Annotated in this window: 18 protein-coding genes; 11 read left to right on the top strand and 7 right to left on the bottom strand. The window is 49.9% G+C overall.

Annotation, left to right across the window (positions count from 1 at the left end; genetic code table 11):
- Positions 1 to 17 precede the first annotated feature (17 nt).
- The 8 genes from BCT27_RS20200 (at position 18) to BCT27_RS20165 (ending at position 6,490) form a co-directional block, all read left to right on the top strand.
- Positions 18 to 1,193, top strand: coding sequence for a Gfo/Idh/MocA family protein (locus BCT27_RS20200; protein WP_017010774.1), 1,176 nt, complete (start codon positions 18 to 20; stop codon positions 1,191 to 1,193).
- The gene (gene iolC, locus BCT27_RS20195) at positions 1,186 to 2,217 is read left to right on the top strand and encodes a 5-dehydro-2-deoxygluconokinase (RefSeq protein ID WP_102396585.1); all 1,032 of its coding nucleotides are present in this window, start codon (positions 1,186 to 1,188) and stop codon (positions 2,215 to 2,217) included. The genes BCT27_RS20200 and iolC overlap by 8 nt, the downstream gene beginning before the upstream one ends.
- A gap of 67 nt (positions 2,218 to 2,284) precedes the next feature.
- Positions 2,285 to 3,145, top strand: coding sequence for a 5-deoxy-glucuronate isomerase (locus BCT27_RS20190; RefSeq protein ID WP_102396584.1), 861 nt, complete (start codon positions 2,285 to 2,287; stop codon positions 3,143 to 3,145).
- Between the two features lie 27 nt (positions 3,146 to 3,172).
- Positions 3,173 to 4,024 carry a class II fructose-bisphosphate aldolase gene (locus BCT27_RS20185; RefSeq protein ID WP_102396583.1) on the top strand — a complete coding sequence of 284 codons (852 nt, stop codon included), beginning with the start codon at positions 3,173 to 3,175 and terminating at the stop codon, positions 4,022 to 4,024.
- A 48-nt stretch (positions 4,025 to 4,072) separates the two neighbouring features.
- A complete protein-coding gene (locus tag BCT27_RS20180) occupies positions 4,073 to 5,242 on the top strand; it encodes a Gfo/Idh/MocA family protein (RefSeq protein ID WP_102396582.1) in 1,170 nt (389 codons plus the stop codon).
- A 256-nt stretch (positions 5,243 to 5,498) separates the two neighbouring features.
- On the top strand, positions 5,499 to 5,870 hold the full coding sequence (locus BCT27_RS20175) for a hypothetical protein (RefSeq protein ID WP_102396581.1): 372 nt from the start codon (positions 5,499 to 5,501) through the stop codon (positions 5,868 to 5,870).
- Positions 5,871 to 5,911: 41 nt separating this feature from the next.
- Positions 5,912 to 6,109 (top strand): CPXCG motif-containing cysteine-rich protein, encoded by a 198-nt coding sequence (locus BCT27_RS20170; protein ID WP_102396580.1) that lies wholly within the window; start codon positions 5,912 to 5,914, stop codon positions 6,107 to 6,109.
- A gap of 48 nt (positions 6,110 to 6,157) precedes the next feature.
- Entirely contained in the window at positions 6,158 to 6,490 is a 333-nt protein-coding gene (locus BCT27_RS20165) for a thioredoxin family protein (RefSeq protein WP_102390927.1), read from the top strand.
- Between the two features lie 144 nt (positions 6,491 to 6,634).
- Here BCT27_RS20165 and BCT27_RS20160 read toward each other — a convergent pair whose 3' ends face one another.
- Positions 6,635 to 8,506: an RCC1 domain-containing protein gene (locus tag BCT27_RS20160; RefSeq protein ID WP_102396579.1), complete on the bottom strand. Its 1,872-nt coding sequence runs from the start codon at positions 8,504 to 8,506 to the stop codon at positions 6,635 to 6,637.
- 258 nt (positions 8,507 to 8,764) lie between these two features.
- On the opposite strand from BCT27_RS20160, the gene BCT27_RS20155 reads away from it, so the two are divergent.
- Positions 8,765 to 9,385, top strand: coding sequence for a LysE family translocator (locus tag BCT27_RS20155; protein WP_026024896.1), 621 nt, complete (start codon positions 8,765 to 8,767; stop codon positions 9,383 to 9,385).
- Here the strand turns inward: BCT27_RS20155 and BCT27_RS20150 are convergent.
- From BCT27_RS20150 to cobA, 5 genes are all read right to left on the bottom strand, one after another.
- Positions 9,382 to 11,181: a bifunctional protein-serine/threonine kinase/phosphatase gene (locus BCT27_RS20150; RefSeq protein WP_102396578.1), complete on the bottom strand. Its 1,800-nt coding sequence runs from the start codon at positions 11,179 to 11,181 to the stop codon at positions 9,382 to 9,384. The two genes, BCT27_RS20155 and BCT27_RS20150, sit on opposite strands and share 4 nt — an antisense overlap.
- Positions 11,182 to 11,183: 2 nt before the next feature.
- On the bottom strand, positions 11,184 to 12,659 hold the full coding sequence (locus tag BCT27_RS20145; protein WP_102396854.1) for a NarK family nitrate/nitrite MFS transporter: 1,476 nt from the start codon (positions 12,657 to 12,659) through the stop codon (positions 11,184 to 11,186).
- Between the two features lie 266 nt (positions 12,660 to 12,925).
- Complete coding sequence (nirD, locus tag BCT27_RS20140) at positions 12,926 to 13,264, bottom strand: nitrite reductase small subunit NirD (RefSeq protein ID WP_102396577.1); 339 nt, start codon at positions 13,262 to 13,264, stop codon at positions 12,926 to 12,928.
- Between the two features lie 10 nt (positions 13,265 to 13,274).
- Entirely contained in the window at positions 13,275 to 15,866 is a 2,592-nt protein-coding gene (gene nirB / locus BCT27_RS20135) for a nitrite reductase large subunit NirB (protein ID WP_102396576.1), read from the bottom strand.
- Positions 15,867 to 15,876: 10 nt separating this feature from the next.
- Positions 15,877 to 16,794, bottom strand: coding sequence for a uroporphyrinogen-III C-methyltransferase (gene cobA, locus BCT27_RS20130; protein WP_422386143.1), 918 nt, complete (start codon positions 16,792 to 16,794; stop codon positions 15,877 to 15,879).
- A gap of 498 nt (positions 16,795 to 17,292) precedes the next feature.
- Here cobA and BCT27_RS20125 point away from each other — a divergent pair, with 498 nt between their 5' ends.
- Positions 17,293 to 20,013 (top strand): nitrate reductase, encoded by a 2,721-nt coding sequence (locus tag BCT27_RS20125; protein ID WP_102396574.1) that lies wholly within the window; start codon positions 17,293 to 17,295, stop codon positions 20,011 to 20,013.
- A gap of 154 nt (positions 20,014 to 20,167) precedes the next feature.
- Here the strand turns inward: BCT27_RS20125 and topA are convergent, their stop codons facing one another.
- Complete coding sequence (gene topA / locus BCT27_RS20120) at positions 20,168 to 22,789, bottom strand: type I DNA topoisomerase (RefSeq protein ID WP_102317171.1); 2,622 nt, start codon at positions 22,787 to 22,789, stop codon at positions 20,168 to 20,170.
- Between the two features lie 397 nt (positions 22,790 to 23,186).
- On the opposite strand from topA, the gene BCT27_RS20115 reads away from it, so the two are divergent.
- A complete protein-coding gene (locus tag BCT27_RS20115) occupies positions 23,187 to 23,432 on the top strand; it encodes a YciN family protein (protein ID WP_181955903.1) in 246 nt (81 codons plus the stop codon).
- The last annotated feature ends 12 nt before the right edge of the window (positions 23,433 to 23,444 follow it).

Raw genomic sequence — 23,444 nt, 5'->3', positions numbered from 1 at the left:
TTCAGGAGAAGCGCACTATGTTCAATGAAGAAATGCACTTTGAGTCCCCGATCCGCTGGGGCATGGTCGGCGGCGGTCGAGGTAGCGAAATTGGTTACTCACACCGCGCCGCGGCACAGCGTGATCGCTTGTTCAGTTTTGTGGCTGGTGCACTCGATCTTAACGCCGAACGTGGCAAAGAATTTGGTATGAATCTGGGGCTTGCAGCCGACCGTTGCTACCCCGATTACAAAACCATGTTTGCGGAAGAAGCCAAACGTGAAGACGGCATTCAAGCCGTCTCCATCGCCACACCAAACTCGACCCATGCTGAAATCGCCAAAGCAGCGCTAGAAGCAGGTTTGCACGTAGTGTGTGAAAAGCCCGTGACCGTGCATGTGGAAGAAGCCCTTGAACTGAAAGCGTTGGCTGAAAAACAAAACAAAATGCTCGCCGTGATGTACGGCTACTGCGGTTTTCAAATGGTGCACCAAGCCAGAGAAATGGTGCAGCGTGGCGACATCGGCGCAGTGCGCGTTATTCAAATGAGTTTTGCTCATGGTTTCCACAATACCGAAGTGGAAAAAGATAATCCCGGTGCGAAATGGCGAATGAACCCTGAAGTGTCTGGCCCGAGCTTTATTATCGGCGATTGCGGCACCCACCCTTTCTACATGGCGGGTTTGATCACCGGATTGAAAGTAAAATCGTTAATGTGTTCACGCCAAAGCTTTATTGAATCACGTGCACCACTTGAAGATAACGCGCATGTCGTCTTCAACTTTGAAGGCGGCGCGGTCGGCACATTGTGGGCTAGCGCAATCAATAGCGGTTCAATGCATCAACAGAAAATCCGCATCGTTGGCGAAAAAGCCAGCCTTGAATGGTGGGATGAATATCCGAACCAATTGCGTTACGAAGTCCAAGGTGAGCCAGCTCGTATTTTAGAACGTGGCATGCCATACCTTCACAACGACTCTCCAGGTGTGTCTGCCAATCGCCAAGGTGGCGGTCATGCTGAAGGCTTTTTCGAATCGTGGGCCAATATCTATCATCGCTATGCGTTAGCTATCGATGCGTTCGAGCGCGGTGATACACAGTTTCTTGAGGGCCACTGGTACCCGAACATTGATGGCGGTATCGACGGTGTGAAAATGGTGAATGCGTGTGCTCGCTCAGCCGACCAAGGTGCAGTCTGGGTGGATTATGACTAAAGGCATGATTCAACTCTCAGGCTGTGAGCAAAACGCCGATCGCCCCATTGATGTCATTTGTTTGGGGCGTGCGGGTGTTGATTTCTATGGCAACACTGACGGCGCAGATTTTGCGCAAGAAGTCAGTTTCAAGAAAAGTGTCGGTGGTTCGCCAGGCAATGTTGCCATTGGTCTTGCGACGTTAGGTGCGAAAGCAGGCTTCATTGGCTGCCTCTCCGACGATGCCCTCGGCCATTTTGTACGCCAATACATGTCGAACAAAGGCATCGATTTAGCAGGCATGAAAACCCTTAGGGGTGAGTATCGAACCAGCTTAGCCGTCGCTGAACTGCGCCCTGAACCCGAGGTGGTGATTTACCGTAACAACGCGGCAGATCTTGCGTTGTCTCCAGACGATATCAGTACCGAATACCTTGCCTCTGCACGGTGTTTGTTCGTGTCCGGCACGGCCTTGTCGGTGAGCCCATCACGTGAAGCCACGTTAGCAGCCATGCAAACCGCGCAACTGAATGGCACGCAAGTGGTGCTCGACCTCGACTATCGCCCCTATTCTTGGGCGGCACCGGAAGATCCACCGTATTTCTACAAACTTGCTGCGTCATTCAGCGACATCGTGATTGGCAACAAGGAAGAATTTGACGTCATGGGTGTGCCTCATGATGTCACTGACAGCCACATCAATGCTGCATCTGAATTACTCAGTGGTGGCACAGACATGGTGGTGGTGAAAGCGGGAGCAGAAGGCTGCGACGTGTTCGGTCTCGACAATAACGGCGACCTCGCCCAGTTGTCTCAACCCATCTTTCGCGTTGAAGCACGTAAACCTTATGGCGCAGGTGATGCCTTTGCTGCCGCCCTGCTGTTTGGCTTGCTTAACCAATATTCCTTGAGCGATGCCGTCGCCATGGGCGCGGCTAACGCAGCCATCAATGTCACGGGTGATACCTGTGCCGACGCTATGTCGACACTACCCGATCTCTCTAATTTCATGCTGGCACGCGGACATCAATTGTTAAGAACATAAACAAGGGCTGACGACATACCGTTAGCCTTATCGAATCAAGATTCACGGAATGAATAAGGAGTTCATCATGGGAAAGCATATCCCTCCGTTTGATAACAAGAATGAGCCAGTCATCGGCGTAGATGATGACACCACCCCATTGTGCTATTTCAACCCCGTGAAACTGCACCAAGGTGCAAGTTACAGCTACTCGCTGGAAAATTACGAATCCGCAGTGGTACTCGCAGGCGGCACCTGTGATATCACGGTCGATGGCGAAACCTACAACAACATCGGCAAACGCGCCCATGTATGGGATGGCGATCCTGCTGCGGTGTACGCCCCTGTCGGCAGTGAAGTCACCATCACCTGTGTCTCTGAAACCGCCGATGTGATGATTGCAGGTGGACGCTTTACGCCTGAAGAAGGCAGCGACCCCCTCACCTCTTTTGCAATCGCGCCAGAAGACACAGACAAGATCCAATACGGCAGCGACGACACAAAAACCCATCGCAAGATTAAGCATATTCTCGGGCAGAAAAATGCGGATCAACGTGGTCGGTTAATGGTGAGTGAACTGTTTACCGTTGGCGCAGGTGGTTGGTCAGGCTTTCCACCACATAAACACGATGAAGAGCGTCCGCCAACAGAAACGCGCTACGAAGAAGTGTACCAATTTAGATTCAACCCTGACTTTGGCTTCGGTGCACAGTTCCTTTATGAGCATGAAGATGACTTCGGCCCGGTTTACCACGTGCGCACCGGTAGCGTTATCGCCATTGATAAGGGCTACCACCCATCAGTGGCTGCACCGGGCTACGAAATGTATTACTTCACGATCATTGTGGGTGAGAGCAGCAAATCGCTGGTTCAGCATTTTGACCCGCACCATGAATATCAGGTTCACACCATTCCTGGCATCAAAGACATGGTGGCGAAGTTTAAGTAGCTCATCAACATTCACAGGGAAGATGCAATGTTAGTTAACCTCAACGAATTACTCCCCGATGCCGCCGTATCAGATGGCGCTATCGCGTGTTGCAATGTGTTTGGGCTTGAGGAAGCCCAAGCCATTATTGCGGCAGCAGAAGCGCGTTCATTGCCTGTGATCCTTGCGGTGAACAAAGACATGGTCGACCTCGCTGGCGTCGAAGCCATGGCTGGGATGTTAGTCCCGATGGCGAAAGCTGCTTCCGTGCCCGTATGTGTCCACCTTGACCACTGCTATGAAGAGGCCATTGTGTATCGCGCCATTCATGCAGGATTTAGCTCTGTGATGTTTGATGGTTCACAACTGCCGCTTGACGAAAATATTCGTCGCACGCGTCAAGTCGTCGATGTGGCGCATGCGGTTGGGGTATCTGTCGAAGGGGAGCTGGGCTCAGTGCCTTATCAAGAAGGGCGTGACCACATCAAATCCATGTCGACAGACCCAGCGGAGGCCACCCGATATACACAAGAAAGTGGCATTGATGCCTTGGCCGTGTCTGTTGGCAACGTGCACCGTAAAACCGAGGCAGACAGCCCGATCGAGTTTGAACTGCTGAAACAAATCGAAGTCGCAACCACCCTTCCCTTGGTGATTCATGGCACAACGGGAATAGCGGAAGCCGATCTTCTGACACTCAAACAGCAACGTGTCGCCAAATTCAATGTAGGCACAACGTTCCGCGTCGCTTTTGGCAATGCCATTCGCGCGTGTATGGCACAAGAGCCGGATAAGTACGACCGCCAATATTTCGCAGGTAAAGCAATGCCCGCTCTGCAAGCGGAAGCTGAACGTGTGCTCGCGCTGCTCTCGGCCAGCAAGCAACCATTGTTGAAATAAGTCGTCACGGCGTAACAGGTAAATGGATTCTTTTAAAAGGAAGTAGGAATGAGCAAGGCATACCGCAAACTGGGAAGAAGGTTGAGACTAGGTGTAATTGGCGGAGGGCCAGATTCTTTCATTGGATCTATCCACCGCTCCGCCGCCACGATGCACGAAGAATTTGAAGTGGTGGCTGGCGTCTTTTCTTCTAATCCTGAACGTTCCATTGCGGCTGGGCACGCGATGGGCATTGAACGCCCCTACGCCGACCCTGAAGCCTTGTTTAAGGGCGAAGCGAATGCAGAAAACCCCATCGATGCACTCGCCATCATGACGCCCAACAACAGCCACTATGAACTGTCTTGCCGCGCGCTTGAGGCAGGGTTTAATGTGTTTTGTGAAAAACCATTAACCATGACTGAAGACGAGTCAGCAGATTTGGTCAAACGCGTGAAAGCCTCCGGTAAACGATACTGTGTGGCTTACGGCTATAGCGGTTATGCCATGGTGCGACAAGCACGTGAAATGGTGGCACAAGGTCTTATCGGCGATATCACCATGGTGCAAAGCAATTATGTTCAAGGCCATCTAGCTGAACTCACGGAATCAGAGCGTGCGGGTTCAAACTGGCACATGAAGCCCGAACTGGCTGGCCCTTCTCTTATTCTGGGTGACATTGCCACGCACAGCTACCACCTTTCCAGCTATGTCATGGGGATGGAAGCGTCTTCTTTGAGTGCTGACGTAACCGCCATTGTAGAAGGCCGCGACGCCGATGATTATTGCGGCATTTTGCTCCGGTACCCCAACAAAGCACGGGGTGTTTTCTGGGTAACACAAGCGGCTGCAGGTGGCGTTCATGGTTTGAACTTCACGATTTATGGCACCAAAGGTGGATTGGAATGGCACCAAGAACAGCCCAATGAATTGATAGTTCGCCCTATCGACAAGCCTGCATATTTGCTCACCAAAGGGGGAATTGGGCTTTCAGAAGCGGGAAAACGTGTTTCTCACGTCGCCATTGGTCACCCTGAAGGGTATCGCGAAGCGTTCGCCAATCTGTATTTCGATTTTGCGTCGAACATTGTGGATGATCTTATGGGCGAACAACCCGAACCTTTCAGCCTGTGGAACCCTACCGTGGAAGAAGGCGCGTATGGGATGGCATTTGTTTATGCTGCTGTGCGCTCGTCAGACAACGATGGAAAGTGGGAACCTCTGAAAGATCTCACCTAACAGCAAACGCTCAACGCCCCAACGTTTGCTATTGAAAAACGGTTTACGTTTGCGAGCAGATAACCTGTCGTCGGCCTGCTCGCCTTTTTATTGCGCCCAATATACCCTTCACTCTCCTTCTTCTCTTTCTTCACACACAATTTCCATTCGGCAAATACCTCGTCGCAAATAGATAAACTAAGCTTAGAAATCAGACAACAATGACAAGCCGAATAGCGATACATTGAGGGCAGGAAAGCATTCCATTGGAGGATTTATGAGTGATAAAAAAGTCGCCCTTTTCGGCTGGCACCCTGACGTTGTTAACTACGATAAATGGCCGGGCATGAGCGCAGAAAAATTGCTGGCGGCATTAGAAGGCGACCGCGATAACTTGGTATCACTCGGTTATGACGTTGTGCTGCACTTTATTCGTGATGGTGACACAGCGTTTGAGACGGCGACCAAAGCACTCGAAGGGCAAGGTTATGATTGCGTGCTAATTGGTGCCGGTGTGCGCCGTGACGATGATCATTTTCTCGTCTTCGAACGTCTGGTCAATGCTGCGCACATGGCAGCGCCAGACGCGGCCATTTGTTTCAACACCAATCCGAGCGACACAGCGGAAGCTATCAAGCGCTGGATTTAATGCTGGCCTTGTTCTTAGGGTGATAAAAAAGGAAAAGGTAAATGACCGAGCTGGATGAAAGAGCCATTGATTGTCCGTATTGCGGTGAGTCGATTCAGGTGCTTATCAACAGTGAAGACAGCGGACAGCAATACATTGAAGATTGCCAAGTCTGTTGTCGGCCGATTACCTTTTTCGTTCAACAAGAGAACGATGGCTCTCTTTATGTCTCAGTGCATGACGAAAACGATGCATTTTGAACACACTAACACGCTCTTAACCCAATACGCTTCAAGGAAGAATACACGATGAAAGCATCAACAATCGGGTTCAAACCTGATTATGACGAAGACGCGCCCACCATCGAGGATGTCACGCATCTAAAAGGTCTTGCAGTGATCGAATTTGGCGCACCTTGGTGTCCGCATTGCCAAGGCGCGCAAGACGCAATCAAAGAGGTACTTGAGCCTACCCCGATGCTTCATATCAAGGTGTTTGATGGCAAAGGTAAAGCGCTTGGGCGCCACTTTAAGGTGAAGCTCTGGCCAACAGTCATTTTGCTAAAAGACGGCGTAGAAGTGTCGCGTGTTGTTCGCCCAACAGAGACGCATGAAGTGCAAGCCATCATGGAAGAGGCTTGAATACGCGTCAGCCTGTATGTAGAAAAAAAGAAGGTGGCTAAGCCACCTTCTTTCGTTTCCCGTATCGAATGTTTGTCTCGATTTACTCGGGTGTCCGCTAGCCAACGGAATCGCTTATGATGCGTGTTGCTTCGCTCAATGCATTTACTTCAATTCAGCGCTCGCTGGCACAAGAGACAAGGCCACTGGTGTGTAACAAACACTGGTTGACGCCGCTTCACCGTAAGCGTCTGCGTTCACTTCAGCACAGTAATCTTCGACCACTCCGAGTTTACCGTCAGCCGCTGAACCCCACACCCATACCTTGCCGTTGTCATCAACCGCAAAATGGCTTGATGTATTTGAACTCAGCGACAGCACGTTTACCTCGCTCAACGTTTCATTCTTCACAGGCTGAACCGCAATTTGGCGCTCGATACCAAGATCATCCACCTCGTACCCATTGCCCATGTAGCCCGATCCCATGTCACCCCAAGAGTAAACATCGCCACCCAGTGTCAGCGCATGAGCGTTACGGCTACCACCCTGGAATTCAAAAATACGATCACCACCTAGGTTTTCAGGAAGCAAGTTTACAAGCACTTCTGGCGTTGGCAGTGACGTGATGTCTTCCACTTTGTAAAGCGTGCCTGCGCTGTTCGCCACGGGTGTACCTTGAGCGAGTGCACCATAGTCATTGCTGCCCCAGCCATACACTGTGCCTTCTGCATCCACCGCCAAGCCGTAATCTGCGCCGGTTTCTACTGCGATGATATTTTTCCCTTCCAGTATCTTCGCTGGCACGGAACGGTCTTCATTGACGGTGCCATCACCTAACTCGCCACCGCGGCCATTGTTACCCCATGAGTACACATCACCTTGCGCCGTCAGGGCAAAAACATGGTGGTCACGAATCGCAACAGACACAATAAATTCGTCCGCTGGAATGTCCACCAGCCCGAAGGTATTTTGGTCTGCATCTTTGTCGTCCACACGGCCTAGCTGCAAGTTACCGTTGTCACCCGCTGAATACACCTTGCCTGAGCGCGTAACAACATAGGCACTCGCGCTGCCGCTGGTCGCATACACCGCTAACTCGTCATCGGGCAATGTCACTTCCACTGGCGCATCGACGGTGTCTTCATGACCGAGACCTAATTGACCACGGTTGTTAGGGCCAAACACAAACAAGCGACCGTCTTCCGTCACCATGGTGCCATCAATTTGATCGGTAGAGATGGATTTGAACGTGACGCCATCCGTGTCAATCCACGCAGAGGTAGGGTTAGAAAGGCCGTAGAGACGCTGGTTCAACAAATCGACATAGCATTCGCCTTCCGCTTCTGTCAGGCCATCTCGTGGTTCCGTGACCAGTTCAGTGCCTTTTGGCAGATAAAGGTCGGATGCTCGGCCAAGCTTGGTGCGCATTTTCCCATCACAGTAGCGATTCGGATCCTCGCCATACGCGAAACCGCCATAGCTTTCGCCAAAGCTGAAAGGCTTACCTTCCGCGCTCAACCCGAGGGTGTGGTGGTTACCCGCCGCCATGGCAATGTGTGAGCCTGCTTGCTCCCATTTCACAAAGGCATACGCTTGAGCGTCACCGACATCACCCACAATGTTCTCGTACTGTTCATCTGAGAGCTTTTTGAAAGCGCGCTTCCGATTAGAGGAAATATCAGTATCGAGTGATAATCCGTTGTACATGTCGCCATCGCTGTCGAGTGCGATCAGCATTTTCACAAGGCGGATAGATTCTTGATTGCGCAAGTCATCTTCACGCACCAACGTGGCGAGTGAGACCGTTTCTTTTCCTTTCACTTTCTGAAATTTCACGCCATCAACGCTGAAACGCACTTTGTCACCAGCAAAGTAATAAAACGTGCCGTCTTCATCGGTGGTGCCTTTATAAAACGATGAGGCGTATTGCATTCCTTCAACGGGAATATCTAACTTTCCTTGTTTAAGCGCAGGGCACCCCGTCAGTATTGCCGCCGTCCCTATTACAACAAATGGCATCCATGTTCTACGATTCATCATTTCTCCAATACAATTATGCGTATGAGTTTGGTTTAGATTCTCATTTGTATTCAATGTAAAGGCAATATGCACAACTTCGATAAGACCACTAAATATGACGCGCAATCTTAATCAGTACTGTTGTCTCATTTGCTGACGCATAAAACACCTAACGTGGCTTTTCATTGCAAAGACAACGTGATGTTATGAAAGAAGTGTTGGTTGTTTTTCATACCGATAACAACGGCAAAATAATCTAGGAAGGATGGTGAAATGATGACGTTTGAAACTTGGCTCGCCTTTTTGTCGATCGCTTTTGTGACGGCGCTTTCACCAGGGCCCGCCATCTTATTGGTGATGACCCATACGCTTCGTTCCGGTTTGAAAAAAGCGTTGTTTACGATCGCAGGCAATGTGACAGGGCTTTTCTTAATGGCGTCGTTTTCAGTGTTAGGCCTCAGCGCATTAGTCCTCAGCTCCGCAACTGCATTTATGGCAATCAAAATACTCGGCGCGTGTTATCTCTTTTACCTAGGCATAAAAACATGGCGCAATGGGATGACCATTTCACTCGAGGATGCCCCTCAAACAGACAATACTCGAAGCTATTATCTGCAAGGCGTGCTGGTCGCCATCACCAACCCTAAAGCCATTATCTTCTCCACGGCCCTGTTCCCGCAGTTCATTGATATTAATACAGCTTTGCTTCCACAATTTTCTATCCTTGTCGTGACCTTAATGTGTTGCTCAATCACTTGCCTGTGCGGCTATGGCTACTGGGGCGTCAGAGCCTTTACGCGCTCAAAACGTCTCGCCAATTCGAAATGGTTGCCACGTACCTTTGGCGGCACATTCATGGGTGTGGGAGTCATGCTTGCGTTAACCGCGCAGCGCTAAGCCTGAACAAGTAGCGCTGTAAGCAACACCACCATCGAAAACAACACTACAGATAATCCTTTCCAAAAGCGCACGGGGTCTTTTTCGATCATCGCGCGCTGTTGGCTCACCTTTTCTAGCTCCCGATTAGGCGTCAGCAAATCTTGCTCAAACTCAGACAGCACGTCATAACGTGCAGATGGAATGGAATGGCACGCCTTTTTCAGCGCCGCATCGAACCAATCAGGCACATCAGGCCGAAACACCACCGCAGGGGTGTAAGTTTGTCGGTTTGATACTCGTGGATTTGACGCATTCACAGGTTTGTACGGTAAATGCCCCGTGAGCATTTCGTAGAAGGTCACACCGAGCGAAAATACGTCTGACGACAAGGTGGCCTTGTTGCCCTTCAAATACTCGGGCGCAGCATAATTCAAATCCCCAACGGGATAACTTTCTTCTATGTGCCCTGACAGCTCCTCTAAGCCTTGCGCTTGTGCTGTTCCGTAATCGATCAAGACCACGTTCATGTCTTTATCTACCATCAAGTTGTCAGGCTTGATATCACGATGCACTACGGCCATACGCTGTAAAACTCGCATCGAACGAATCGCGCCTTTGGCAAGCGTGCGGATTTGTGAAAGTGTTGGTGTTGGGTTATCCAGCATCCATTGTCTTAGCGTCATGCCATCCACGAAATCGCACACATGATAGAGAAAACGAGAGTGCCAAGTCTGCGGATGAATCTTCATCACGCCCCGCTTTCGTACTTGCTCGCCAATCCACCCTTCTCTAATGAATCCAGAAAGGTAAACCTCGTCGTCCGCGAAGTTCTGAGACGGCATTTTCAATACATATTGTTTGTCGTCCTTCATGCTTCTCGCCAAGTACAAATGGCTCCGGCTTCCACTGTAGATCACGCGTTTTATCTGAAAATGGTCTATCTGTTGTCCTTCAGACAACACGGGAGGGATCACCTGTTCCGCGCGGTATCTAAACGCCTCATCAAAAGCGGCTTTCGGCAACGCATCAATGGCAAGAAACAGGCAGGAGATATTGTCATCACTGCCCGCCGCCAACGCTTTGTCTACAAGCGCTGTCGCAACGGTTTCAAGGCTTTCTTCTTGGCTGCATACCTTGCCTTTCAGGAAGGTAAGTATGTCCTTTTCAGACAAGGCATCATGTATGCCGTCAGTGGTCATCAGTAATACATCACCGGCCTGCACCGCGGATAAGGTGTAATCGACTTCCAAATGGCTATCAATGCCAAGTGCACGCGTCAGGTGGTGCTGTGTTTTGCTGGTGTAGCGGCGATGATCTTGGGTTAACTGCGTCAGCGTTTTATCCCGAAGAAGATAAACCCGACAGTCACCCATGTGAAAGAGGTGTGCGGTGTTTGATTTAACGACAACGCCCGTAAACGCAGCGACCATGGCATTGGATTTCTCACCATCTTGTTTTGCGTGATGGAAAAGCCAATGGTTGATGGATTTAAGTACCGCCCCCGCAGACGACTTCACAGACCAGGTGTTCGGCGTATCCATGTAGTCATTGATGAATTCCGTCACACTGGTTTCGCTGGCCTTTTGGCTGACCTCGCTTGAGCTCACGCCATCAGCAATCGTCGCAACCACGCCCTTGTGTTTTAACTCACTCAGGTTGGTGGGGATTTTTACGGCAAAGGCATCCTGATTCGGGGGCTTTCGCCCCGCCACAGAGCACCCACCCGCACGAACGATGAGCCGAGAAGCAAGCTTCTCGGACTCTTTCGTGGCTTGAGACGCCATGTAAGGCGTCGACAAAACCTCGGGTTTCATAATTAGGCTTTCGCTACGTCAATCATGGTAATGGTGCCATCGTCATTCACTTCGGCAATTTGACCTGAAGGCTCTTCCATAAAGAGTAGCGTGATAAAACCAAGCACCGCGGTACCAGCAATGATTAAGAAGAAGGTGCTGTAATCCACCAGCGATAACACGGTGAGGTACACCACAGCACCGACGTTACCGTATGCGCCTGTCATGCCCGCAATTTGGCCTGTCATGCGGCGTTTAATCAGTGGCACAGCTGCAAACACCGCCCCTTCACCCGATTGCACGAAGAACGAACAGCCCATTGCTGCAACAACCGCCAACCAGACTGGCCAAGCGCCATCCACTTGTCCCATCACAAAGTAACCCACTGCCAATCCCGCCGTTAGGATAAGTAGTGTCGGTTTACGACCAAATTTGTCCGACAACCAACCGCCACCCGGGCGCGACATCAAGTTCATGAAGGCATATGCCGATGCCACCATACCTGCCACAACAGGGGTCAGTTCGAACGTGTCAGCAAAGAATAACGGCAACATCGAAACCACCGCCAACTCAGAACCAAAGGTCGCGAAGTAGAGTACGTTGAGCACTGCAACTTGCTTAAATTTGTACTGATGAATTTCAGGCACAGGTTCAACGAACACATGCTTGTTCACTTTCCACACTTGAGCTGCATCGAACGCATAAATCAGGGCAAGCACCGCATAAACAGCGGTTACCACTGAATCTGAGAACATACCAATGCCTGATGGCGACAGTTTCCACGCCAGTAACGCAAGCGCGCCGTACATGGGCACTTTCATCAAAAGTAGAAGAAAGAAATCACTCTTCGAGGTCACTTCCATTGCGCCGCCGTTTTTAGGCTTATAATAGGTCGCGCCCTTCGGCGTATCTGTCACGCTTCGGTAGAAAACAAAAGAAAACAACAGGCTCATCACGCCAGTGATCGCCATGGCATAACGCCAACCGTCTTCACCACCAAACATCACGGCAACCGTTGGAAGTGTGAATGCTGCCGCTGCGGAACCAAAGTTACCCCAACCGCCGTATATGCCTTCTGCCGTGCCCAACTCGTTATGTGGGAACCACTCAGACACCAAGCGAATGCCGATAACGAAACCTGCACCGATCAACCCGAGCGCAAAACGCGCAATGGCGGCTTGTACGAAATTGTCGGAGAGGGCGAACACGAAACAGGGAATGGAACAAATTGCGAGCAAGAGTGAATAAACAATGCGTGGCCCGTATTTGTCCGTGAGCATGCCAACCACGACCCGAGCGGGTATGGTGAAAGCGACGTTTAGAATAAGGAGTGTTTTAATTTCTGCGGTGGTTAATCCTAATGATTCCTTTACGGATTGCAGCAATGGAGCAAAGTTAAACCACACCACAAACGTAATAAAAAAGGCGAACCAACTTAAATGAAGTATTTTCATTTTCCCTGTAAAGGAGAATACGTTGAACTTCTCGCTACCTGACATCATTCCTGTCCTCGTTAATTAATAATCCTTTGAACTGCAACGTTTTAATTCTGCAGCTTTCATGTCTTTGGCTTTTCATTTTTCCCTTATTTTGGGCGCACTTGCCCCACCGTGGTTTGCGCTGAGAGCGTCAAAGCACGGGGTTTTAAAACAACTAGATAAGGAAAAGAAGACAGTGCGGTTACACCCTATTTCGCTGCGATGACGCACACTGTCTATTAACGCTCCATCGATGCCGCTTGCATTCACAGCGCGTGAGCATCGGTTTATTCGATATTCAGCGTACCTAATTGAACAGCACCTTCATGCTGTCGAACGGGATAGGTAATGACCGACACGGATTCGTCCTCAATGCACTCTCCACTGGTGAGGCAAAAGTGCTGTTTATACAGCGGAGAGGCAATCACGGTTTTTTCGCCAATTGACCCGAGAAGCCCGCGTGACAGCACGTTCGCTTTTCCAATCGGGTCAAAGTTATCGATGGCGAAGAGCGTGTCGGTTTTTCCGCAGAGAAAGATGGCGACTTGCTTGTCGTTGAACAGAGCACAAATACCCGTGTTCTCTACCAAATCTGTCTTATCGCAAATGGTTTGCCACTGATACATATCGCCTCTCCTACCCTTCAATCTCTACAACATCAATGCGTTTTTCTGGTTCTGCCGCGACCTTCGTCGGCTCTACAACTTGCACTGTAGGTGCGGGCACTCTCTGCCCACGCTCCGTGATGTATTTCAGCCCACTGTCGGCTTGGTCACTGTTAATGAAATGCTGGAAGCGTTTGAGCTTTTCTGGTGATTCAATGGTGGTTTTCCACTCACATTGGTACTGACCGAGGCTGGCTGCCATCTCTGCTTCCAACTCTTCACCAATGGCGAGCTTGTCTTCAATCACCACTTGCTTGAGATAGTCCAATCCACCGTCAAGGTTTTCCAGCCACACCGAGGTGCGCTGCAAACGGTCAGCGGTACGGATGTAGAACATCAAAACGCGGTCGATGTATTTGATCAGGGTTTCACGATCAAGGTCGGACGCGAACAAATCAGCATGACGCGGGCGCATGCCGCCGTTGCCACAGACATACAAGTTCCAGCCGTTTTCTGTTGCGATAATGCCAATGTCTTTCGATTGGGCTTCCGCACATTCGCGCGTACAGCCTGACACCGCAAATTTCAGTTTGTGGGGAGAGCGAAGCCCTTTGTAGCGATCTTCGATGTTGATAGCGAACCCCACGCTGTCATCCACGCCGTAGCGACACCATGTAGAACCCACACAAGATTTCACCGTTCGCACCGATTTCCCGTAGGCATGCCCGGTTTCAAACCCTGCATCAACGAGAATTTTCCAAATCTCTGGAAGCTCGTGAAGTTGAGCGCCGAACAAATCAATGCGCTGACCGCCCGTCACTTTGGTGTAGAGGTTGTAGTCTTTCGCGACTTGTCCCAGCACAATCAATTTGTCGGGGGTGATTTCGCCACCTGCAACACGCGGAACGACCGAATAGGTGCCGTCTTTTTGCATGTTACCGAGGTAAATGTCGTTGGTGTCTTGCAGTCCCATGTGCTCGTTTTTCAGCACATAATCGTTCCAGAAGGAGGCCAAGATCGACCCGACGCTCGGCTTACACACGTCACACCCCAGCCCCTTACCGTGGCTGTCCAACAATTCATCGAAGGTTTTAATTTTCTTGATGCGAACAATGTCCGCCAATTCTTGGCGCGTATATTCAAAGTGCTCACACAGGTTGTTATTTACCTCATGCCCAAGCGCGGCAAGCTCTGCATCCATCACTTGCTTGGTCAGCGCCGCACAGCCGCCACAACCCGTTGAGGCTTTGGTTTCAGCTTTCAGATCTGCCATGGTGGTGCAACCCGATGCCACTGCGGTTTTAATGCACCCTTTGGTCACGTCGTAACACGAACAAATCTGCGCTTCATCCGGCAACGTCGCTAACCCTGCCGATCCAGAATCACTGTCAGCCGCGTCATTAGACAGGAGCAACACCGACGGGAACTCTGGAAGAGGCAAGCCATTTAGCATGGTTTGTAATAGGTTCGGGTAGCTTTCAACATCCCCGACCAACACCGCACCCAGCAAGGTTTTCCCATCTTCTGAAACGATGATACGTTTGTAGACTTGCTCGATGCCATCCGAGAATGTGTAAGACTGTGCCCCCGGCGTTGATCCTTGCGCATCTCCGATACTGGCAACATCCACACCCAACAATTTGAGTTTGGTGCTCATGTCAGCCCCTTTGAACTCAGCCTCGGTGCCGCAAATTGATGCGACCGCGACTTTCGCCATTTGATAACCCGGCGCGACTAAGCCAAAGATCTTGCCTTCCCAAAGCGCACATTCACCAATGGCGTAAATGTCGCTATCGTTGGTTTGGCATTGATTGTTAATGACGATACCGCCACGCTCACCCAAGGTCAGGTCATGGGCTTTAGCGAGTTCGTCTTGAGGGCGGATACCCGCAGAGAACACCACCATGTCGGTCTCAAGTTCTGTGCCATCTGCAAAGGTAAGTTTGTAGCGACATGTATCGCCTTTCGTGATGCTTTGCGTGGCTTTTTCGGTGTGAACATTCACGCCTAATGCCGTAATTTTCTGTTTCAGCAGCTCGCCGCCACCTTCATCCAACTGCACCGCCATCAGACGTGGAGCAAACTCCACCACATGGGTTTCCAGCCCCATATTTTGAATGGCATTCGCCGCTTCCAAGCCCAACAAGCCACCGCCAATGACGACGCCAATTTTGCTGCTGTCGCCGGAAGCGCGAATGGCTTCTAAATCTTCGATGGTGCGATACACGTGGCAATGCGGCTGCTCGTTACCAGGAATGGGTGGGACAAACGGGTATGAGCCTGTGGCGAGCACCAAGCTGTCGTAAGCAATCTCGCGGCCTTGGTCTGTCACCACCAATTTATTCTCGCGCTGAATAGACACCACTTTCTCGTTCAAAAAATACGTGATGCCTTTCTCTTTGTATTCATTTTCACTGGTCAGCATAAGATCGTCAGCATCTTTGCCGCTAAAGAAGCTGCTGAGTTGAACGCGGTCATACGCTAAGCGCGGTTCTTCTGAAAAGGTCATGATCTCATACGGAGCATCGTCAAACTGAGCGTCGCTGTTTTTCTGGGACAGTTCGTCGATGAATCGATGCCCCACCATACCGTTACCAATAACGACAATACGTTTCTTTTCCATGCTCAAATCCTTATGCAGAAAGCTTTTCAAGTTGCTCTATGTCGAGATGTTCTGTGGTCTGCGTAATAAACCAATCCAATTCTTTTGCCAGCGAGACAACCTTGCCCACGACAATCAATGACGGCGACACCACCGCTTCGTGCTTGATGGCATCCTTGATCGTGGCAAGGTCACTGATAAATACGCGCTGGTCAGCGGTACACCCTTTTTCAATCACCGCGACAGGCGTTGTTAAAGACAAACCAGCTTGAGAGAGTTCTTCGCTGATGAGGGACAGCTTCGACAGCCCCATGTAGAACACCAAGGTATGATCCAATGCAGCGAGTGCTTGCCAGTTCACTGACAAATCTTTTTCGGCGTGCGCTGTCACCAAGGTACAGCCTTGTGATAAACCGCGGTGGGTAAGAGGAATGCCTGCATAGCTGGTGCAGCCGGAAGCGGCGGTGATCCCAGGAATGACTTCTACTTGAATGTCTTCCTGATGCAGGGTTTGCATTTCTTCGCCACCTCGACCAAACACAAAGGCGTCTCCTCCTTTTAATCGACAAACATCCTTCCCTCGCTGTGCCAGTTCAACCAACAATGCGTTGGTATCATTCTGAGGGACACTGTGTGCACCCTTGGCTTTGCCGACGTAGAAAATGTCTTTATCTGAAGGAATGAGCGAGAGAATCTCTGGGCTGACGAGTCGGTCATACACGACAACATCGGCCTGTTGAATGCAACGGAGTGCTTTAATGGTCAATAAATCTGGGTCACCTGGACCCGCACCAACCAGAAAGACAGTACCAACCTTGCGCTGGCTTTCTTCGGGTTTCGCTTTCTTGTTATTCACCCCATCAAAAACGCTTGATGAAATAGCGGCGACACGTGCTTGCCTTAATAACCCTTCACGACCTTCGACTATATAAGACTGTTTATTTGGCATAATTGAATATGTGCGATTTGCCATCCTGACCTCACCAGTACTTCCATGCGATAATTCACGTTAAAGAAATAAAAACGCTTCTATTTTCACGAATGCGTCTTTTATGAATTCATCGCTTTCTATTTTTTATCAATAGAGCAAGTAGAGTGCCAGCACAGCCAAACATGAGATTATATATTCATAACTACATGTTTTATATGTTATATTTATTTTATCAATCTCATCACAATCAATTAAAGCCGCTTTCAGTGATTCATTGAAGTGCACTTTTTACGTGCACCTTTTTATTGCATTGCACCAGAATGAACAGAAGCTATTAATAGTTTTCATTGTTCGCACCTTCTTGGCGCAGAGAGAAAAATTCAACCACATCATTCTTTTAACGTAAAAACCCCGAATTCATTCCAACTATGCCGCTATTATTTTTACCCATATTGAAAGTGGCGCGTTATTTGCTGTGTGTTACTCGCAAACAAATAAGAAATGAAACAGGGATAGGTGAGTGAAGTGACAAATATCCAAACCACATCAGAGAAAGACAAAAGCGAATGGATCAAGTCTACGTGTGCCTATTGTGGTGTCGGTTGCGGCATCGAAGCCAAGGTTAATGCATCCGGAAAACTCGACGTTAGAGGGGATGAATCCCACCCTGCTAACCTAGGCCGACTCTGCTCAAAAGGATTATCACTCGGTGACACCGTCACGACTGAAGGACGATTACTTACCCCTTCCATAGAGGGAGAAGCAACGACATGGAACACTGCGCTTAACCATGTTGCGACTTCTCTCAACGATATCATCGACGAACATGGCCCCGATGCCGTCGCATTCTATGTGTCCGGACAACTTCTGACCGAGGACTACTATGTCGTCAACAAGTTGATGAAAGGCTTCATTGGTTCAGCCAACATCGACACCAATTCTCGTCTCTGCATGGCCTCTGCTGTTGCTGGTCACAAACGCGCCTTTGGGGAAGATTGTGTACCCGGCACGTATGAAGATCTTGAGATTGCCGATCTCGTCGTTTTGGTGGGATCAAACCTCGCTTGGTGTCATCCCGTGCTGTATCAACGCTTAAAAGCCGCGAAAGAGGCACACGGAACCAAAGTTGTGGTCATCGATCCGCGTAGAACCAGTACCTGTGAAATCGCGGACTTGCACCTCCCACTGACGCCCGGCAGCGACATCGCGCTGTTTAATGGTTTGCTGGCCGATCTCGCCAAGCATGGACAACTGAATCAAAGTTACATTGCCAACCACACCACAGGGTTAGATGACGCACTTACACAAGCACAACGTTTTAATACAGTGACTGCTGTGGCTGGAGCGACCGGTTTGAAGCTGTCAGACATAGAGGCTTTTTACCGCCTGTTTCGCCAACATGTCAGAACCGTCACCATGTTCTCTCAAGGTGTAAATCAATCCACCAGCGGCACTGACAACGCCAACAGCATTTTGAATTGTCACATCGCCACTGGGCGCGTTGGACTCCCTGGCAGCACCCCCTTTTCCATCACGGGTCAACCCAATGCCATGGGTGGGCGCGAAGTTGGCGGGCTTGCCAACACGCTCGCAGCACACTTGGAATTTGGTAACGACACGCACGCGGCGTTGGTCAGTGATTTCTGGCAAACCGACAGATTGGCGACACAACAAGGCTTGAAAGCCATCGACATGTTCGACGCCATCGAAAGCGGGAAAATTAAAGCGTTGTGGGTGATGGCGACGAACCCTGCAGTCAGTCTGCCTGACAGTGATCGAATCGCGCAGATTTTGGAAAAATGCCCGCTGGTCATTGTGTCTGATTGTGTATCGACATCCGAAACCTTGGATTACGCCCACGTGAAACTGCCCGCGCAAGGGTGGAGTGAGAAATCCGGCACGGTCACCAATTCAGAACGCATGATTTCTCGTCAGCGTCGATTACTGCCGACACCAGGAGAAGGTAAACCCGATTGGTGGATCGTGAGTGAAGTAGGCAAAAGAATGGGGTTCCCCCAAGCCTTCGATTACCCGACGGAAGCGCACATTTTCCAAGAGTATGTCGCGATGACGATGATCGGGAACCAAGACGGTGATACGACAAAACGGAAGCTAAACCTCTCCGCGCTGAATGAATTATCCGTCGACGATTACAACGCGTTTCCGCCGACGCGCTGGCCCATCGTGAGCGATGACAACGCATCGGGGCGTCTTTTCACCCAAGGGGATTTTTCCACACCGGATGGAAAAGCGCGGTTTATTGCCGTTGAGCAAAAAGCGCCTGTAAGCCCAGTTACGCCACAATACAGCATGATCCTTAACTCAGGTCGAATTAGAGACCAATGGCACACTATGACGCGTACAGGGCTTTCTGCGGCACTGAATGCCCATACCATCGAACCCATTATCGAGATAAACCCGTTCGATGCGACAGACAGGGGCATCAAAGAAGGTCAGCTGGTTAATGTGATGAGCCATGTCGGCGAGCAGGTTTTTAAAGCCCACGTGACCAATCGCGTGATTCCGGGACAAAGCTTCGCGCCGATCCACTGGAACAAGATGAATTGCTCCGGTGGAAAGGTAACGGCGGTGATTCCCGCACACACCGACCCCATTTCGGGTCAACCCGAATTTAAAGCAACGCCGGTGTCTATCAAACCTTTGATGATGCAAAGCGCGGCCAGCTTGGTCACACAAAGACGCCTCACCAAGCAACAGCTCCATACTTTCGATGCAGACTACTGGGTACTTCAAGCCACCGAAGGGGGTTATATTTACCGCTTTCAATTCAAAGAGACGTGCAGATCGGTCCCCGCGAGACTCATGACATTGGCTGCATCTGAGAACGCAGCACTGATTCATGGCAATGCAGAGAATGGACGTCGTGTCGTGATATATCAGGGCAAAACACCACAGTTTGCGTTCTCGGCCTTCCCACTATGGCAAGAAAGTGAGCAACCCGACATATCACAGCTTCTCGCCAGCCAGTTTGATAGCCAAGACATTCATGCCTTTCTCTCAGGTTCACTGGCTGCGCGCTCGCCGATCGTTTGTGCCTGCAAACAGGTGACATTGGACACCATTGAAGTCGCCTTGATTGATGGCAATGCTGAAAGCGTTCAAGACGTCAGTAACCAAACCCTCGCAGGCACGGGTTGTGGTAGTTGCACTGCAGAAATAGGCAATATTGTCGATCGTGTCTGCGCACGAAAATTGGCACAACGAAAGGCAGGATAGAGCGAGAAGCGAGAAGCGAGAAGCGAGAAGCGAGAAGCGAGAAGCGAGAACAAGATAAGGTGATTCGTTGACCTTAACCTTACATAAATTGCATTTAATGATGAAACAAAAAAGGCAGCCGTTTGGCTGCCTTTTCAATGTTCACGCCGAAGAATTACTTCTTCTTGCGCTTATCCGTGATTTCCCACTTACCGTCGATAAGTAAACCAGTCCAACCGGATGGCTTGCCATCTTCTTCGGTACGTACATAGTTTTCTTTGCTCTTACGGCTAAAGCGAACAACCGCTTTACGACCATCAGGGTCTTGCGCGGGTGCATCTGCCAGATATTGGTATTTTTCTGGAATGCGGTCTTTAAAGCGAACCAGTTCTTCCACCAAAGGCGCACGGGTTTCACGCGATTTAGGGAAGTTACTCGCTGCCATGAACAGACCAGATGCACCGTCGCGAAGCACAAAGTACGCATCTGAGTTTTCACAAGGAAGCTCAGGGAAATGTACTGGGTCTTCTTTCGGTGGCGCAACTTCGCCATTCTTCAGGATCTTGCGCGTGTTCTTACAGGTTTCAGAGGTGCAATCCATGTACTTACCGAAACGGCCATTTTTCAGCACCATGTCAGAACCACACTTGTCACACTCAACCACAGGACCATCATAGCCTTTCAGCTTGAACTCGCCTTTCTCAACCGTATAACCATCACAACTTGGGTTGTTACCACAAACGTGCAGTTTACGATCTTGGTCAATCAGGTAAGCATCCATCGCCGTTTCGCACTTCGGACAACGTTTCTTCGCACGCAACGCGGCGGTTTCTACGTCTTCTTCCAATACGTTAACGATGCCTTCTTCGTCCATCAAATTGATGGTGGTTTTACAGCGCTCTTTCGGTGGCAATGCATAACCCGAACAGCCAAGGAATACGCCTGTTGATGCGGTACGGATACCCATCTTACGGCCACACGTCGGACAGTCGATGTCAGTGAGCACGATGCTGTTAGGCTTCATACCGCCTTCAATCTCGTCCAGCTCTGCTTTGCTCAGATCATCAGTAAACGCTTTGAAGAAGTTATTCAGTACGTTTTTCCAATCTTCACTGCCCATTGCGATTTTATCGAGGTTCCCCTCCATACGCGCAGTGAAGTCGTAATCCATCAGGTCAGCAAAACTGCCATCAAGACGACCCGTGACAATCTCGCCCATTTTCTCAGCGTAGAAACGACGCTGTTCCACACGCACATAACCACGATCTTGAATCGTAGAAATGATGGATGCGTAGGTTGATGGACGACCAATGCCACGCTTCTCAAGCTCTTTAACAAGCGCCGCTTCAGTAAAGCGAGCTGGTGGCTTGGTGAAGTGTTGCTTCGGATCGACGTTTTCGAGTGTTAGCGTCTCGCCCACATCAACATGCGGCAAGGTGGTATCTTCGTTCTTACCCATTGGGCGTTGAACGCGTGTCCAACCATCAAAACGTAGCGTGCGGCCCTTCGCTTTCAGCGTGAACTCGCCTGCTTTCACTGTGATAGTGCCTGAATCGTATTTTGCCGGTGTCATCTGACACGATACAAATTGACGCCAGATCAAGTCGTACAAACGATGCGCATCTGGGTCCATGCCCTGAAGATCATCCGATGTCACGTCAATGCTTGAAGGACGAATCGCTTCGTGCGCTTCTTGAGCATTGCCTTTCGAACCGTATTTAATCGGTGCTGACGGCAGATACTTATCTCCGTACTCGCTACCGATAAACTCACGCGCTGATTCAACCGCTTCTTGGCTCAAGTTGGTTGAGTCGGTACGCATGTAGGTGATGTAACCACCCTCGTACAGACGCTGTGCCAGCATCATGGTTTTTTTCACGCCAAAGCCCATACGGGTACTCGCCGCTTGTTGCAGCGTTGACGTAATAAAAGGTGCTGATGGCTTGCTTGATGTTGGGCGATCTTCGCGGTCAGACACTTTGTACGTTGCTTTCTTCAACGTATCAGTCGCTGACATCGCTTGCTCTTGGTTCAGCGGTTTAAACGCTTCGCCATTTTTCTGAGCAACCACCAAACGCAGAGCGTTTTGGCTCGCCGTTGTCGTGTCCGTGTGAATATCCCAATACTCTTGCGGGATAAACGCTTTAATCTCGTGCTCACGCTCAACAAGCAGCTTAACCGCTACCGATTGAACACGGCCCGCAGACAAACCACGTGCCACTTTTTTCCACAGCAGTGGTGAAACCATGAAACCAACAACACGATCCAGGAAGCGACGCGCTTGCTGAGCATTTACGCCATCGATGTTCAACTCGCCAGGCGATTCGAACGCTTGCTGGATTGCATTTTTGGTGATTTCGTTAAACACAACGCGTTTGAAGCGACTGTCATCGCCGCCAATGATTTCCCGCAAGTGCCAGGCAATCGCCTCACCCTCACGGTCCAAATCCGTTGCGAGATAGATAACGTCTGCTTTTTCAGCAAGCGCTTGCAGTTCAGAAACGACCTTTTCCTTACCCGGTAAGATCTGATAGTTCGCTTTCCAATCACGGTATGGGTCAACACCCATCTTGTTGATCAGCGAATTTTTGTCCTTCTCTTTTTTAATGCGTTCTTTTTCTTCTACGCTCAGCCCTTTGGTAGAGGTAGGTGCAGCTTTTTTACCGCTTTGTGAAGCGCCGGTAGGCAGATCGCGGACGTGACCAACACTCGATTTAACGATGAAGTCCTTGCCCAGATATTTATTTATCGTTTTTGCCTTTGCCGGGGACTCCACGATAACGAGAGATTTACCCATAGTGACCAATACGCCCTTGCGTTTAAAATTCAATCTATTAATTCAAATCACGTGCATTATGGTGGCACGCTGACGCTATTTACAATATTGAGCGACTAGATCTGAATATCAACCTGTTTCTTTCGAAATCCCCCCGATTGGTTGCTGCTTCCACAGTTGTTGTTCTTTTGTGAACAACTAATCGGACATATTGGGGGATTAGCGTAGTCTCACATCTGCAAGCGCGCTAATCATTACCATTGACGCATGCAGAAAGGCCATCTCGCAATTAATTTTTCTGGCTTAGCTCACAATAACATTGCGTTTGAGCGCATTTTCGCCAGCCAGAACCGTTTGCCTTCCACATATGCAATGGGATTATAATAGACGCTCATTTTTCATCATCATGCAGAAAAGTATGTCAGACAAGACTCCTATCTCCGCCACTGAGCTTCTCAACATCGCCAACGCGATGATCCGCGATCATGAGGCTTACATCGAAGGCATGAACACCGATTCCGTTGAGGAAAAAGCCGGTGTGATGGTATTCAAAGGCGAGTATTTCCTCGACAGCAATGGACTACCAACACCAAAAACAACCGCTGTTTTTAATATGTTTAAGTTTCTTGCACACCAGCTTTCGAAGCAATATACACTGGATTAACGCCTAATCAGT

The sequence above is a fragment of the Enterovibrio norvegicus genome, from assembly GCF_002876705.1.
Lineage (GTDB): Bacteria > Pseudomonadota > Gammaproteobacteria > Enterobacterales > Vibrionaceae > Enterovibrio > Enterovibrio norvegicus_B.
The sequence above is the reverse complement of the archived record's forward strand: the minus strand, read 5'-3'. Positions and strand labels throughout refer to the sequence as shown.

Excerpts from the sequence above, each read along its gene's own strand:
- BCT27_RS20200 (WP_017010774.1), top strand. The coding sequence starts at position 18 with ATGTTCAATGAAGAAATGCACTTTGAGTCCCCGATCCGCTGGGGCATG.
- iolC (WP_102396585.1), top strand. The coding sequence starts at position 1,186 with ATGACTAAAGGCATGATTCAACTCTCAGGCTGTGAGCAAAACGCCGAT.
- BCT27_RS20190 (WP_102396584.1), top strand. The coding sequence starts at position 2,285 with ATGGGAAAGCATATCCCTCCGTTTGATAACAAGAATGAGCCAGTCATC.
- BCT27_RS20185 (WP_102396583.1), top strand. The coding sequence starts at position 3,173 with ATGTTAGTTAACCTCAACGAATTACTCCCCGATGCCGCCGTATCAGAT.
- BCT27_RS20180 (WP_102396582.1), top strand. The coding sequence starts at position 4,073 with ATGAGCAAGGCATACCGCAAACTGGGAAGAAGGTTGAGACTAGGTGTA.
- BCT27_RS20175 (WP_102396581.1), top strand. The coding sequence starts at position 5,499 with ATGAGTGATAAAAAAGTCGCCCTTTTCGGCTGGCACCCTGACGTTGTT.
- BCT27_RS20170 (WP_102396580.1), top strand. The coding sequence starts at position 5,912 with ATGACCGAGCTGGATGAAAGAGCCATTGATTGTCCGTATTGCGGTGAG.
- BCT27_RS20165 (WP_102390927.1), top strand. The coding sequence starts at position 6,158 with ATGAAAGCATCAACAATCGGGTTCAAACCTGATTATGACGAAGACGCG.
- BCT27_RS20160 (WP_102396579.1), bottom strand. The coding sequence starts at position 8,506 with ATGAATCGTAGAACATGGATGCCATTTGTTGTAATAGGGACGGCGGCA.
- BCT27_RS20155 (WP_026024896.1), top strand. The coding sequence starts at position 8,765 with ATGACGTTTGAAACTTGGCTCGCCTTTTTGTCGATCGCTTTTGTGACG.
- BCT27_RS20150 (WP_102396578.1), bottom strand. The coding sequence starts at position 11,181 with ATGAAACCCGAGGTTTTGTCGACGCCTTACATGGCGTCTCAAGCCACG.
- BCT27_RS20145 (WP_102396854.1), bottom strand. The coding sequence starts at position 12,659 with ATGTCAGGTAGCGAGAAGTTCAACGTATTCTCCTTTACAGGGAAAATG.
- nirD (WP_102396577.1), bottom strand. The coding sequence starts at position 13,264 with ATGTATCAGTGGCAAACCATTTGCGATAAGACAGATTTGGTAGAGAAC.
- nirB (WP_102396576.1), bottom strand. The coding sequence starts at position 15,866 with ATGGAAAAGAAACGTATTGTCGTTATTGGTAACGGTATGGTGGGGCAT.
- cobA (WP_422386143.1), bottom strand. The coding sequence starts at position 16,794 with ATGCCAAATAAACAGTCTTATATAGTCGAAGGTCGTGAAGGGTTATTA.
- topA (WP_102317171.1), bottom strand. The coding sequence starts at position 22,789 with ATGGGTAAATCTCTCGTTATCGTGGAGTCCCCGGCAAAGGCAAAAACG.
- BCT27_RS20115 (WP_181955903.1), top strand. The coding sequence starts at position 23,187 with ATGTCAGACAAGACTCCTATCTCCGCCACTGAGCTTCTCAACATCGCC.